10 protein-coding genes are annotated in these 14,240 nt (G+C 45.8%); 4 read left to right on the top strand and 6 right to left on the bottom strand.

Annotated elements, in window-relative coordinates; genetic code table 11:
* Positions 1-77 precede the first annotated feature (77 nt).
* From AC3IT7_RS08865 to AC3IT7_RS08875, 3 genes are all read left to right on the top strand, one after another.
* Positions 78-782 carry a CoA transferase subunit A gene (locus AC3IT7_RS08865; RefSeq protein ID WP_489248195.1) on the top strand — a complete coding sequence of 235 codons (705 nt, stop codon included), beginning with the start codon at positions 78-80 and terminating at the stop codon, positions 780-782.
* A 2-nt stretch (positions 783-784) separates the two neighbouring features.
* Positions 785-1,423, top strand: coding sequence for a CoA transferase subunit B (locus AC3IT7_RS08870; RefSeq protein WP_489248196.1), 639 nt, complete (start codon positions 785-787; stop codon positions 1,421-1,423).
* 97 nt (positions 1,424-1,520) lie between these two features.
* Positions 1,521-2,933: a short-chain fatty acid transporter gene (locus tag AC3IT7_RS08875; RefSeq protein ID WP_489248197.1), complete on the top strand. Its 1,413-nt coding sequence runs from the start codon at positions 1,521-1,523 to the stop codon at positions 2,931-2,933.
* Positions 2,934-2,989: 56 nt separating this feature from the next.
* Here the strand turns inward: AC3IT7_RS08875 and AC3IT7_RS08880 are convergent, their stop codons facing one another.
* The 4 genes from AC3IT7_RS08880 to AC3IT7_RS08895 form a co-directional block, all read right to left on the bottom strand.
* Positions 2,990-4,474 (bottom strand): OmpA family protein, encoded by a 1,485-nt coding sequence (locus tag AC3IT7_RS08880; RefSeq protein ID WP_489248198.1) that lies wholly within the window; start codon positions 4,472-4,474, stop codon positions 2,990-2,992.
* A gap of 191 nt (positions 4,475-4,665) precedes the next feature.
* Complete coding sequence (locus tag AC3IT7_RS08885) at positions 4,666-5,901, bottom strand: dihydroorotase (protein WP_489248199.1); 1,236 nt, start codon at positions 5,899-5,901, stop codon at positions 4,666-4,668.
* A gap of 10 nt (positions 5,902-5,911) precedes the next feature.
* The gene (locus AC3IT7_RS08890; RefSeq protein ID WP_489248200.1) at positions 5,912-6,928 is read right to left on the bottom strand and encodes an aspartate carbamoyltransferase catalytic subunit; all 1,017 of its coding nucleotides are present in this window, start codon (positions 6,926-6,928) and stop codon (positions 5,912-5,914) included.
* A 223-nt stretch (positions 6,929-7,151) separates the two neighbouring features.
* Positions 7,152-7,496 (bottom strand): hypothetical protein, encoded by a 345-nt coding sequence (locus AC3IT7_RS08895; protein ID WP_475653318.1) that lies wholly within the window; start codon positions 7,494-7,496, stop codon positions 7,152-7,154.
* A 235-nt stretch (positions 7,497-7,731) separates the two neighbouring features.
* On the opposite strand from AC3IT7_RS08895, the gene rlmKL reads away from it, so the two are divergent.
* Entirely contained in the window at positions 7,732-9,936 is a 2,205-nt protein-coding gene (gene rlmKL / locus AC3IT7_RS08900; RefSeq protein ID WP_489248201.1) for a bifunctional 23S rRNA (guanine(2069)-N(7))-methyltransferase RlmK/23S rRNA (guanine(2445)-N(2))-methyltransferase RlmL, read from the top strand.
* An 87-nt stretch (positions 9,937-10,023) separates the two neighbouring features.
* Here the strand turns inward: rlmKL and AC3IT7_RS08905 are convergent, their stop codons facing one another.
* Positions 10,024-11,307, bottom strand: coding sequence for a DUF945 family protein (locus AC3IT7_RS08905; protein ID WP_489248202.1), 1,284 nt, complete (start codon positions 11,305-11,307; stop codon positions 10,024-10,026).
* 223 nt (positions 11,308-11,530) lie between these two features.
* Positions 11,531-14,110, bottom strand: a complete 2,580-nt coding sequence (gene clpB / locus AC3IT7_RS08910) for an ATP-dependent chaperone ClpB (protein ID WP_489248203.1) — start codon at positions 14,108-14,110, stop codon at positions 11,531-11,533.
* Between the last annotated feature and the right edge of the window lie 130 nt (positions 14,111-14,240).

Consider the following 14,240-nt stretch of genomic DNA (forward strand, 5'->3'; position numbering starts at 1 on the left):
CAAGTCCTCAAGGATATACATCAGCAGTCTTCTGAATCCAATCAGAACTGCAAGACAAGAATAAATCGAGGTGAAAAATGTCAAATAAAGTTTATGACAGTGCAGAGGCCGCTTTAGACGGCGTGGTCCAGGATGGATATACACTGGCGGTTGGTGGTTTTGGTTTATGTGGTATTCCCGAAGCATTAATTGCCGCATTGAAGCACACTGGTGCCAAAAACCTGACCTGTATTTCCAATAATGCCGGTGTTGATGGTTTTGGTCTGGGCGTTTTGCTGGAAACCAAACAGATCAAGAAAATGATTTCGTCCTATGTCGGTGAAAATAAAGAATTCGAACGTCAATATCTGAGTGGCGAACTGGAAGTTGAACTGACTCCTCAAGGTACGTTGGCTGAAAAATTACGTGCTGGCGGTGCCGGTATTCCGGCTTTTTATACAGCCACCGGTGTCGGAACCGTGATTGCTGAAGGCAAGGATGTCCGTGAGTTTAATGGCAAGTCTTATATTCTGGAAGAATCTTTGACTGCCGATGTGGCCCTGGTCAAAGCACATAAGGCTGATAAAGCCGGCAACCTGATGTTCCGTAAAACAGCCCAGAACTTTAACCCGGTCTGTGCCATGGCCGGCAAAGTCACCGTTGCTGAAGTAGAGGAAATTGTCGAGATTGGTGAGCTTGAGCCTGATGCAATTCATCTACCGGGTATTTATGTAAATCGAATCGTCCTCAATACCCAACCGGAAAAACGCATTGAACACATGACTTTAAAGGCGGAGGCTTGATCATGGCTTGGACACGTAATCAGATGGCACAACGTGCCGCACAAGAGCTGGAAGATGGTTTCTATGTCAATTTAGGCATTGGCCTGCCCACGCTGGTCGCCAATTATATTCCAGAAAATATCGACGTCTGGCTGCAATCGGAAAATGGCTTGCTCGGTATTGGCGAATTTCCAACAGCGGAAACTGTAGATGCCGACCTGATCAATGCCGGAAAACAGACCGTGACTGCCCGTAAAGGCGCTTCTTTCTTTTCCAGTGCCGACTCCTTTGCCATGATCCGTGGGGGTCATGTCAATATCGCCATTTTAGGTGCCATGGAAGTTTCAGAAACTGGCGATCTGGCCAACTGGATGATTCCCGGCAAAAAAGTCAAAGGTATGGGCGGCGCCATGGATCTGGTCGCTGGAGTACAAAAAGTCGTGGTTCTCATGGAACACTGCGCCAAAGATGGCACGCCTAAAATTGTTCCGCAATGTAGCCTGCCGCTCACCGGCCAGGCGGTAGTTAACCGGATCATTACCGATCTGGGTGTACTGGATGTGACGCCAGAAGGTATACAGCTAGTCGAGCTGGCACCAGAGGTCAGTTTCGAGGAGATTCAGAACGTCACCGGGGTGGTTTTACTGCCGATCCCAGCCTGATTGCTCCAGCCCTTAAAGTGAAAATTTTAAGGGTTTCTTTTTGCTTTGAACACGCTCGAACTTAAAAACATAAATGCAGAATAAATGGATTTTAATTATGCAAACAGAACAAAATATATTACAGCGCTTCGCCATGCGCGTCAGTGACTGGTCAGAAAAATGGTTTCCCGATTCTTATATTTTTGCCCTGCTCGGTGTCATTATTGTCGCTATTGCGGCTATCGGCATCGGCGCGCCGGCTCAGGATGTTGCGATTTCCTTTGGTGACGGATTCTGGAGCCTGATTCCCTTTACCTTGCAGATGTGCATGCTAATTGTGGTCGGTTATGTGGTTTCCGTTTCTAAACCGATGCAGCTTCTGATCCGGAAAATGGCACGTCTGCCCCACTCCGGACGTGGCGCGATTGTATTGGTCGCAACAGTCAGCCTGCTCATTTCCCTGATTAACTGGGCCATGAGTACGGTTCTAACTGCACTTTTAGTCATTGCACTGGCGCAGCGTAAAGAACTTAATATGGATTATCGAGCTGCAGCCGCAGCAGCAATCATCGGGATGGGAGCCACCTGGGCACTGGGCATCAGTTCTTCTGCAGCACAATTACAGGCCAATAAAAGCAGCCTGCCTGAACCGATTTACAATCTGACCGGTGTGATTCCGTTTACCGAAACCATTTTCCTGCCGCAATCCATGATCATGACGGCGGTTCTAATCATTGCCTCGATTGCGATTGCCTACTGGTCAGCACCGAAAGGCAGTCATATTAAAACCATTGAAGATTTTCCGATTCAGATTGAAGAAGAAAAACAAGAAGAATCTTCATCAAAACGTCCGGGTGACTGGCTGGAAAACTCACCGATTTTAAGTATTCTGATTGTGGTGCTAGGTGCTGTATGGATGTTTAACGAATTTTCCAAAAGTAATCCGATTCTGGCCATCTCCAGTTTAAATACCTATAACTTTATTTTTCTGATTTTGGGTGTCGCGCTACATGGTACGCCACGGAATTTCCTGAATGCCGTTTCCAAGGCTGTGCCAGCAATTTCGGGTGTGCTGATCCAGTTTCCTTTATACGGCAGCATTGCCTTTATGATGACCAATGCGCTGAATTCTGCCGATCTCTCGCTGTCACATTATATTGCCGAATTCTTTGTTTCTATTGCATCGCAAGAAACCTTTGCCATCGTGATGGGCCTCTATTCGGCAATCCTGGGGTTCTTCATTCCTTCCGGTGGCGGTAAATGGATTATTGAAGCACCTTATGTAATGCAAGCTGCGCATGATCTGAAAGTGCATCTGGGCTGGTCAGTGCAGATTTATAATGCTGCCGAAGCTCTGCCTAATCTGATCAATCCTTTCTTCATGTTGCCGATGCTCGGCATCCTGAAGTTAAAGGCCAAAGATGTGATCGGTTTTACCGTGACCCAACTGGTTTTTCATATCCCCCTGGTGCTGTTTTTACTCTGGTTCCTCGGACGGACCTTGACCTATAGCCCACCGGTTTTTTCTTGATTTTAGTCACATAAAAAAGGACGAATTATTCGTCCTTTTTTCATCTGGAAAATGTTTCAGCTGACTTTCTTTTCTACCACACCTTCACTATCTACTGCGCGTATGGTACCTGTTTCAGTATTCACCACTTCAAAAGCTACACGGCGGTTCTGAAACTGTCCGGCAGGTGTCGCATTCGGTTCAACAGGCTGGTCCTCTCCCACGCCGACAGCCTGCAATTGAGCAGGATCCACACCCTTTTCAATCAGATAGCCCACAATCGCTTGTGCCCGCTGTACCGACAGTACTTTATTTTCGGCCTCACTGCCCTGTGCATCGGTATGCCCCTTGACCTTGAGAATAACCTGCGGTGCGCGTTGCAATAATGCAGCGGCCTGATCCAGTACCGATTTATTCACTTCCGGCACGGTAGTCGATGCTGTATCAAAATTAATGATCTGCAAATTCAGTGCTGTCGCAACATCTAAGGCCTGAACATGATCAGTCTTGATACTCGCCAATGCTTTTTCTGCCTCGCTATTGGCAGTATTAATCGCCTCGCTCCTGTTGACCGGCTGTTGAGTCACAACGGTAACATTCTTGGCCAGATCACGAATTTGTGTTGCCAGACGTTCAGCTTCTGCATTCGTCGCTGCACGTACTGCAACCTGATTGCCAATCCAGTCCAGTGATACATTCGGCATGCCTTGAATGAGCTTCAAAACTGAAGGAATGGTATCCTGATCGATAAATTCAGAATGATACAACGCACTGCTGAGTGCACCACAGCCAATATTATAATTGAAAATCTGTTTAATCTCGGTTTGCAGAATGTCCATATACTGCGGATTATTGAGCTGCAACTGACAACTTATAATTTCACCATTGCTACCGGTACTCAATTGTAATGAAGCCGGTTGAGCTGCAGCAACTGCACTGGTCGCTTGGGTAGCTTCCGAATTTTCAGCACTATTCTGCATGCAGCTACGAACAAAAAACAGGATCAACGCTGCTAGAATCAGAAAAATCAAAATAGGCCATAACAGGCCTGTTTTTTTCTGTTCCTGCACTATAACAGTATGCTCTGGCTCTAGTTCAGGCGCCTGATTCAGATTCTGCCCCGCCAGTGGCGAAACACCTAAAGCCGCTAGAATCGGCCCCGCCCAGACCGGCAAGGCACGCTGGATCGAATCGGCATGGGTTTCCAGCAAATGGCTGACTGCTTCCGGACTGGAAGCGCCGGCTTCGGTCTGTAAAAAATTGATGGTCGGTACAATGGCCCGATTCAAGGTGTGTTCTATTTCATCTTGTGGTGCGGTCTGATCCACCTGATCCAGAAACTGCTGTTTGAGTGCCAGATTTCCATTAAACAGTTCATGGATTTTGGGGTTTAGCTGCTGACCCAGACTTTCAATCCATGCAGGACGTGTACGCAATATCGTTAAAAATACAGGATAGAACTGAGTCAGTGCCTGATCTTTGGCAAATAAATGTTCATTTTCGCCTTGTAGCACAATCGCCGTTACATCACTTTTTAAGCGTTCCATCAGATCTACATTCATATTGTCACCATTCTTTTGATTTTTCTAATGTTTAATATTTAATCAGTGTAACGATCCCTATTTTTTGAAAATGTAAATAATTGTATGAATATCATAAAGTTTCACTATTTCTGTTTAGCACTCAATTTACATAAACAGATTTTAAAAACAAAAAAGCCAGCCGAAGCTGACTTTGATAAAACTGCTATGTCTTAAGCGACGTAGGTTTTGATGACTTTACCCGATACTTTTTGATTAATTAACGGGGTGTTTTTACCTTGCGACACGATGCTTTCTTTATTCAGGGTCCATTCCAGCTCTGGATCTACCAGCACCCAACCCGCTTCGTCTGCCCAGCGACCTGCCATTTGGGCAACTTTGGCCGGTGCCAAGGTCACTTTTTCTACCCATTCCAGTGGTGTAAACAAACCTTCATTGACCAGTTGGATACCAAACGGCACATATGTATCAAAAGCGGTAAAGCCCGGCTGGGTTTCAGCAAACGGTGCCATTTTTGCAGAGCTGCTGAGTGGTTCATGATGGGTACAAATTGCATCAATCACGCCAGATTTCACCCCCTGACGTAGCAATTCCTTGTCCTGTTCAGCCCGCAGTGGCGGACGTACATGCGCCAGTGAATTAAAACCGTCAATTAAGGCATCCGTCAGATGTAATTGATGCATGGCCACATCACAGGTCACCGGCAAGCCTTTTTCCTTGGCAATCCGGATCAGCTCCACCGATGCACCACAAGATAACAGACCGAAATGCGCGCGTACCTTGGTCACTTCAATCATTAACAGGTATTTGGCAATTGCCACGGTTTCCGCAAGTGCCGGAATCATCGGCAAGCCCTGACGCGAGGCAATAAAGCCTTCATGTACACAGCCATCTTTGGCAATTTGCGGCTCTTCTGCATAGAACACCACTGTCAAGCCCAATCCCGCTGCATATTCCAGCGTACGCAATACCACGTCATCATTGGCAAAAGGTGCACTGGCATTGGAAACCGCAGTACAGCCCCCTTTTTTCAAACCGGCCATATTGGCAGGTTGCTGACCTTGCAGGCCTTGGGTCTGTGCACCAATCACCTCAAGATAAATACCGCCGTCCAGCATGGCTTTTTCAACCAGGCCATGAATCAGGGCACCGTTATCTTGTACGATTGGCTTTGAATCTGGCGGGGTAAACACGTGCAAAATACCATTTTCACGTGCTGCCTTGCCTTCAGATTTTAGTGTGCCGTGCTGCTGCTGACCCGGTTCACGTAAACGTGCGCACAGATCGACCATGGTCGGCATCAACCATTTGCCTTGACCATCAACGGTTTCAGAAACCGCAGCCGTTTCCGCAACGAACTTGCCATTTTCCAGATACACGGTCTGAACAGAATCAGTGTTTTGGATCGGATCGAGCACACGAACATTTTCAATTTTTACAATAGTCATGACTTATTCCTTAACCCGCAATCGCTTCAATCAAACCCTGTTCCTGGAGCTGGCCCTGCATTGACAAAGCCAACACCGCCATACGTACTGCAATGCCATTGGTGACCTGATTCAGAATCACTGACTGTGGCCCATCTGCAATACTGGAATCGATCTCGACCCCACGGTTCATCGGTCCCGGATGCATCACGATACAGTCCGGTTTGGCCATGGCCAAACGTTCTTTGTTCAGACCATACATCTTGTAGAATTCAGCCTGCGAAGCCAGTGCCGGAGAATCAATGCGCTCGTTCTGAATGCGTAGCGTGATAATGACGTCGCAATCTTGGATGCCATCTTCCATGTTGTTAAACAGGCGCACATCTTCGCCATATTCTTCAAAGCCCAATGGCAGCAAGGTATTCGGTGCAATCACCCGGATATCTTTACAGCCTAAGGTTTGCAGGGCCGCGACATCTGAGCGGGCCACACGCGAATGCTTGATATCGCCAATAATGGCAATCGACATCTCGTCGAATTTTTTACGGGTTTCCCGGCGAATGGTCAGCATGTCCAGCATCGCCTGAGTCGGATGCGCATGCCGGCCATCACCGGCATTAATAATCGCCACTGTCGGACAGACATCCTTGGCAATAAAATGTGCCGCACCTGAAGATGAGTGACGCACCACGAAAATATCGGCGGCCATCGCTTCAAGGTTCCATAAAGTGTCACGCAGGGTTTCACCTTTAGAAGTACTGGAACGGGCAATATCGATATTCAGAACGTTGGCAGAAAGGCGCTTGGCAGCGGCTTCGAAAGTGGTACGGGTACGGGTAGAATTCTCGAAAAACAGATTCATAACCGTTTTGCCTTCCAGCAAATTATTGGTGATGAGCTGATTCTGGTCATTAAAAAAGGACTGCGCCGTGTCCAATATTTTTGTAAGCGTTTCTCTGGAAAGACCTTCGATGGTCAAGAAGTGTTTTAGATTACCTTCTTTATTGAGTTGAATCTGGCTCGGTGTATGCAATGCCGCCAAGTGCATGAGAGATTCCTTATGCGTTAAGTCAACATATTATACAGAGATTGGCCAGTCTTAATAGTTGGCAGTGTGGCTACTTGTACAAAAACCACCTAGATAATAAAAATAGAAATTGAAATTCCTATGTATTTTTTCAATTAGATAATTTAACCATTTTCTATCTTGCTGACTTTATTTAAAAAAGATATGGGTGCTTCAGTCTGGAGCATTCACACCCATGTCTTTTTTATCGTAATGCCCCGATATAATGATGTGAAACCTGTGCACGGTAGATATCGTCTTGATCAGGTTCGACCGAAATCAACTCCTCCGGCTGTGCCAGATTCGCCGATGTTTCGGACTGTTGCTGCTGGATTAAGGGCAGGTCCAGAACCACTTTCAAGCGCCCGATTAAACGTTGCAACTCTGGGTCCTGGGTTTGTGCTACCAGCTCAATCACATGTTGGGCATAGTCCGGATTTTCTGCCAGATAAAGTGCATCCACCACCCGGCCTGATACGCGTCTCAAACGTGCATAAATTAGAGTGGCCACTGAAAAAGCATCATGGTTGCGTAACTGATTGTCCAACATTGTATTCCCCTCACATCATAAAATTGAAAATACAGCTGTCATCACTCGCCTTCGTCTAACAGCCAGATTTGATTTATATAGAGCAAAATGCATACCAATTAATTAATTTATAACGTGAATACTATTTTTTTAATGTAATGTGCACCGGCCTTTTGCAGAATTTCAAAAGCTTTCAATATAAAAATACGGTAAACTTGGCGCAGTTTTTTATTTATTTTTTTGGTCTCTCTATTTTATGAATACCTCTTCACGTTTAAGCAATTATTGGGTCACCTGTGCCGATGGTCTGGAAACCTTATTAGAAGAAGAACTACAAGGCTTAGGTGTTCAAAATATTGAGCGTTTTCCCGGTCGTTTAACCTTTAAAGGCAGCCTGGAAAATGCTTATCGTATCTGCATGTGGTCACGCCTGGCTTCACGTGTGCTTATGCCCATCCACACCCATGAAATTGAATTTTCTCACGATGCCCGTGATGTAGCAGAAGAGCTATATGAAGGTGCAATCAGCTTTGACTGGTCGCTCATTTTTGCACCACAAAGCACCTTTGCTATTCGCCTGCATGTCGAGCGTGACATCAAGGTCAATACCCAGTTTGCAACTTTACGTGCTAAAGATGGTGTCGTCGATTCATTCATGGAAGCGGTGGGTAAACGTCCAAGTATTGATACCAAACAGCCTGAAATTACCATGTATATTCTGGCAGGCAAGAAAGAACATACTTACTGCCTGGACTTGTCTGGTGATTCATTACATAAACGTGGCTATCGCCGCTTTATGACCGATGCACCGATCAAGGAAAACCTGGCTGCTGCAATTTTGCAAAAAGGCCAGCTGAAACAGATTAATCCGGACATCATTGTTGATCCAATGTGTGGTTCAGGTACCTTTATCATTGAATCATTGATGATTCTGACCGACCGTGCACCGGGTCTGGTACGTCGTTTCGGTTTTAATGGCTGGAATGGTCATGACCATGAACTGTGGATGGGCATTAAAGCTGAAGCAGCTGAACGCCACCAAGCCGCAATGGAAAATCCATTACCGCAATTCTATGCCTTCGATGCAGACTGGGAAGCTGTAAAAGCGACTCGTCAGAATATCATCGCAGCCGGTTTTGAAGCCGCTCTTGATAACATCATGATCGAAGAACGCACTTTAAACGACTGGCCGGATTTTCAGGCGGAAGGCAAAAAAGTCTTCTTCGTGACCAACCCGCCATATGGCGAGCGTCTCGGTGATAAAGCGCAGAACCGTTCTTTATACCTCGGTTTGTCGGCTTTACTGCAAAAGAATTTCCCGAATCAAAAAGCAGCAGTGATTGCATCGCAAGTGGAACAGGCTGACGTGTTGGCCTTCAATGATCCGCAGATCCTGCGTTTGATGAATGGTAAACTGCCGATCTATATCCGCTTTGGTACGGTGAAACCGGCTGCTGTGGTGCGTCCGTTCCTGGAAGGCTGGCAGCCGCAACAATTCGAACCAATCGAAGGTGCGATGGAGTTTGCCAACCGTCTGACCAAGAATATGCAAGCCCTGAAAAAATGGGCAGTCAAAGATGGCGTACACTGTTTACGTCTGTATGACGCAGATTTACCTGACTTTAACGTTGCAATCGATCTGTATGGCGAGCGCCTGCATGTACAAGAATATGCACCACCAAAAACCATTGATCCGGAAAAAGCCAAGAAACGTTTTAACCTGGCCCTGCAAGCAATTCGTGCAGTGACCGGTTTGGGTCGTGATGCAATCTTTATCAAGACCCGCGCCCGTCAGGAAGGTAAAAACCAGTACACCAAACAAAGTACCGCATCCAAGCGTTTTATCGTACAGGAAGGCAAGGCCAAGATTCTGGTCAACCTGACCGATTATCTGGATACCGGTCTGTTCCTGGATCACCGTCAAATGCGTTTGCGTATTGCCCGTGAGGCCAAAGGAAAGCACTTCCTGAACCTGTACAGCTATACCTCTACGGCGAGCCTACATGCTGCTTTAGGCGGTGCTGCGAGCACCACCAGTGTCGATCTTTCCAATACTTACCTGAACTGGTCGAAAGAGAACTTCGTGCTAAACGGTCTGACTGTAGATCACGCCGATGAACAGCATCAGTTCTTTGCATCTGACTGTTTTGAGTGGCTGAAAGAAGGTCATGAGCAGTATGAGCTGATCTTTATTGATCCGCCAACCTTCTCGAACTCGAAAAAATTCTACGGTACTTTTGACGTACAACGTGACCATTTATCTCTATTAAAACGCGCCATGAACCGTTTAACCAGTGATGGTACCTTGTACTTCTCGAATAACTATCGTGGTTTCGAGATGGATGAAGAAATTCTGGCGTTCTATGATGTCGAAGAAATTACCCAAGAAACCATCGGGCCTGATTTCAAACGTAACCAGAAGATTCACCGTGCCTGGAAAATTGGCCATCCTAAAGTGTAATCGCTTGTATTAGATTGCGATAAAACAAAGCCTGTTCAGTTGAATAGGCTTTGTTTTTTAAATGAGATCTTCAACCTGACTTACAAATTATTGTGCCGTTAGAAACTTCTTTTCACCATACAGATAATGCATGGACAGTTTAAACACATCGCCATCTCGCTGAATTTGCTGATTAGCTTGCATCGCACCCAGCATTTGCTCCAGCTCTTGATCGGACATATTTTTACCTGCAGCACGCATATAATGATGAGTGAAAGTTTTCACGACCTGCTTATTAAAACTGATATCCGTTTGCATCTCTAACAGGTTTGGGAACATTTTTGCCAGGCTCTGCAATGTGCTTTGATGGCCTGGCATCACTTTCCCGACCAAATCAGCCTGAATACTGCCGGTACCTAACTTTAACTGATTCTGCTTCGATTCAAACTTAAAGCCATCATTAATCACCGCCAGCATGGCTTGTATCGCATCTTTTTCAAAATTCCCTGCTTCCAGGCAAGAGTTATTCTGCTTTTGCAGAATATCGAATAATATCTGCATTTTCTGACGTTGTAAGTCTGTGACCTCCCAATTCAGTTCTAAGTCTTGCATCGCAGGGACATTATTTAAGCCCATTTCGGCAATTTTAAATTTTGATTGAATATCTACCGTACGCTCATGCAATTGGGTATCCATACGCCAGCTCAGGTCTTTTAATTGTCCTGAGCCTTGTGCCTTCGGATCTTGGCGCTGCATTTTGGCAATATTGAACTCGAAATAACCCGGTTCCAGATACACTGCATTCAGGGCCTGATTAGTTTTAAACTGTATTCCCTGAAATTGGGTATTTCCAGTCTGATCACGAATAGACACCTTGGGCAAATCAAAACTCATATTTAGAATTTTATATTGTCCCTGACTTTGCTTTGCCTGAAACTTGATCTGTATCGGTTCGATTCTGGCAGATAGCCCCGCTTCCTTTTTTTCTATCACAGGGGTTTGTAATTGTGTGGTCGACACACCCAGCCAGTTGACTTGCGTCGTCACCTTTAACGGTTGCTGAAAAAATTCAGCGTATGCGCCCTGTCCTTGTGCCAAATCGAGTTGAGAGTGGATGGTATAGCCTTTCCAGCTGCGCTGAATCTGATCCTGGCCGTTAAACACCAATTGTTCTTTGGCATTACACGCATCCGGCACAATACTCAGGCTCCATCTGGCCGTGCCTCCGAAAGTACCCAGATCATAATCTGTATATTGCAGATGAATATTTGGCGCTGGTTTTAAATTTTGCTGATAATGCGCCCTCAAGCTTTTATCTGCATATAAATTACCCGCGGTAACAGCCCCCACCAATACCACGAAACCAATTCCACCCCATACTATTTTGGACATAGATCCTGCTCAGAATTTATCTATTTTTATTGAACATAAATTATAATTAATCTTAAAAAATAAAGATAATTGTTTTGCAAATAAATTACTTAAGTATGATATTCATCACAAAATATCAAAAATAGCTGTCACTTTCAGGCAAATTTTTTCACTTATATGACCTGAATTGTCAGCTATAAAAAAACCCAGCCTAGGCTGGGTTTTTGTTGCAAGGAAAATTGGCTTAGCTAAGTTTCATTTTTTCGAAAACTAACTCACCCGCCTCAGCTTTAACCAGAATGGTATCTCCAGGCTGGAATTCTCCGCCAAGAATTTTCTGTGCCAGACCATTTTCAATACGCTGCTGGATCGCACGTTTTAATGGACGCGCACCATACAGCGGATCAAAACCGGCATCGATTAACTGATCGAAAGCAGTATCATCTACCGACAAGCGCATATCACGTTCTGCCAGACGCTGACGCAAGCGATTCAACTGGATATCGGCAATACCGCGAATCTGGTCTTTTTCCAGCGCATGGAACACCACCAGCTCATCAATCCGGTTGATAAATTCCGGACGGAAATGTTCCGATACCGCATTCATTACTACTGTACGGACTTCTTCTTTCGTGGCATTGCCACCCAGCTCACGTACATCCTGCGAACCAAGGTTCGAAGTCATGACGATTACAGAGTTTTTAAAGTCCACAACCCGGCCTTGCGAGTCAGTCAAACGGCCATCATCCAGCACTTGTAGCAAGATGTTAAACACATCCGGATGCGCTTTTTCGACTTCATCGAACAAGATCACGCTATACGGTTTACGACGTACCGCTTCAGTCAGTACCCCGCCTTCTTCATAACCGACATAGCCCGGAGGCGCACCGACCAAACGGCTGACCGAATGTTTTTCCATAAATTCCGACATATCGATACGCACCATGGCATCGTCACTGTCAAACAGGAAGTTCGCCAGGGCTTTGGTCAGTTCTGTTTTACCGACACCTGTTGGTCCCAGGAACAGGAAGGAACCACTTGGACGGTTCGGGTCTGACAGGCCTGCCCGTGAACGGCGTACCGCGTTAGAGACTGCCACCACAGCTTCTTCTTGCCCTACCACACGGTTGTGCAGGAATTCTTCCATATGCAGTAATTTATCACGCTCACCTTGCAGCATTTTAGCGACCGGAATACCGGTGGCCGCACTCACCACTTCAGCAATTTCATTGTCAGTGACTTTGTTACGCAGCAATTTTGGCGTTGCACTGTCATCTGCTTTTTCAGCCAGTTCAAGCTGCTTTTGCAATTCTGGAATCACGCCATATTGCAAACGCGCGGCTTCACCCAGATCACCTTCACGCTGCGATTTCTCAAGCGCTGTACGGGCCTGATCCAGTTTGATCTGTACATCTTTATTGCCTTCGACCAGAGCCTTGTCCGCACGCCAGATTTCTTCTAAGTCCTGATACTCTTTTTCAACCGTAGCGATCTGATCAGACAAATACTGAATTTCAGCTTTGGCACCGGAATCTTCATCTTTTTTCACCGCTTCTAGCTGCATTTTCAACTGGATTAGACGGCGCTCCAGTTTATCCAAAGCTTCGGGCTTAGAATCGAGTTCCATTTTGATGCGCGATGCTGCTTCATCAATCAGGTCGATGGCTTTATCCGGCAACTGACGGTCGGTGATATAACGATGTGACATTTTCGCTGCGGCAATAATCGCAGAGTCCAGAATCTGTACCCCGTGATGCGTCGCATAACGGTCTTTCAGACCACGCAGAATTGCAATAGTGTCTTCCACGCTTGGCTCATCGACCAACACTTTCTGAAAACGACGCTCAAGCGCAGCATCTTTTTCAATATACTGACGGTATTCATCCAGCGTAGTCGCACCAACACAGCGCAGCTCGCCACGTGCCAGCGCCGGTTTCAGCATATTGCCAGCGTCCATCGCGCCATCACCCTTACCAGCACCGACCAGTGTATGCAGCTCGTCGATGAATAAGATAATTTCGCCTTCATGTTTGGCAATATCTTTCAGAACAGCTTTTAAACGTTCTTCAAACTCACCACGGTATTTGGCACCGGCCAATAATGAACCTAGGTCCAGTGATAAAACACGTTTACCTTTGAGCCCTTCCGGTACTTCACCATTGATAATCCGCTGTGCCAGACCTTCGACAATCGCTGTTTTACCAACGCCAGGCTCACCGATCAGCACCGGGTTATTTTTGGTACGACGTGACAAGACCTGAATAGTACGACGGATTTCATCATCACGGCCAATTACAGGATCAAGCTTGCCTGCCAAAGCACGTTCAGTTAAATCAATGGTGTACTTATTCAGTGAATCACGCTGATCTTCATGATTATTGCTCATGACTTTTTCATCGCCTCGAAATTGATTAATGATCTGGCTTAAAGTTTCAGCCTTTAGGCCTACACTGTTTAATAAGGTTTTGGTATTTCCGGTTTGTGCCAGCGCCAACAACACCCAATCCGTAGATAAAAACTCATCTCCGGCTTTTTGCGCCAAACTGTCTGCCAGATGTAATATTTTTGCTGCTTCAGGGCTGAGGTTTATATCTGCCGAGGGGTTGCTCAGGGTCGCCGCATCGCTGAGTGCAGTTTGCAGCTTGGTTTGCAACTCACGCAGATTGGCGCCAGCTTGTTGTAGCAAACTGACATTGGATGCTTCATCCATCAAGGTGGCCAGAATATGAATCCCATCAATCGAGGTATGGTCCTTACTCATGGCCAATGATTGTGCATCGGAAAGGGTTTGCTGCAGGCGATTGGTAAATTTTTCAAAACGCATTTTTGTTATTCCTCACAACAAATTTTCTACTTGATGGATATATGGGTGCGGCTGATAAAATTTCAAATTATTTTTATATATTTTTCAAATATTTAATATAGAAAAAGATAGATCTTAGTATTAATATTGG

The organism is Acinetobacter sp. KH_038, assembly GCF_057839405.1.

Excerpts from the sequence above, each read along its gene's own strand:
- AC3IT7_RS08875 (WP_489248197.1), top strand. The coding sequence starts at position 1,521 with ATGCAAACAGAACAAAATATATTACAGCGCTTCGCCATGCGCGTCAGT.
- AC3IT7_RS08865 (WP_489248195.1), top strand. The coding sequence starts at position 78 with ATGTCAAATAAAGTTTATGACAGTGCAGAGGCCGCTTTAGACGGCGTG.
- rlmKL (WP_489248201.1), top strand. The coding sequence starts at position 7,732 with ATGAATACCTCTTCACGTTTAAGCAATTATTGGGTCACCTGTGCCGAT.
- AC3IT7_RS08870 (WP_489248196.1), top strand. The coding sequence starts at position 785 with ATGGCTTGGACACGTAATCAGATGGCACAACGTGCCGCACAAGAGCTG.
- AC3IT7_RS08905 (WP_489248202.1), bottom strand. The coding sequence starts at position 11,307 with ATGTCCAAAATAGTATGGGGTGGAATTGGTTTCGTGGTATTGGTGGGG.
- AC3IT7_RS08890 (WP_489248200.1), bottom strand. The coding sequence starts at position 6,928 with ATGCACTTGGCGGCATTGCATACACCGAGCCAGATTCAACTCAATAAA.
- AC3IT7_RS08880 (WP_489248198.1), bottom strand. The coding sequence starts at position 4,474 with ATGAATGTAGATCTGATGGAACGCTTAAAAAGTGATGTAACGGCGATT.
- AC3IT7_RS08885 (WP_489248199.1), bottom strand. The coding sequence starts at position 5,901 with ATGACTATTGTAAAAATTGAAAATGTTCGTGTGCTCGATCCGATCCAA.
- AC3IT7_RS08895 (WP_475653318.1), bottom strand. The coding sequence starts at position 7,496 with ATGTTGGACAATCAGTTACGCAACCATGATGCTTTTTCAGTGGCCACT.
- clpB (WP_489248203.1), bottom strand. The coding sequence starts at position 14,110 with ATGCGTTTTGAAAAATTTACCAATCGCCTGCAGCAAACCCTTTCCGAT.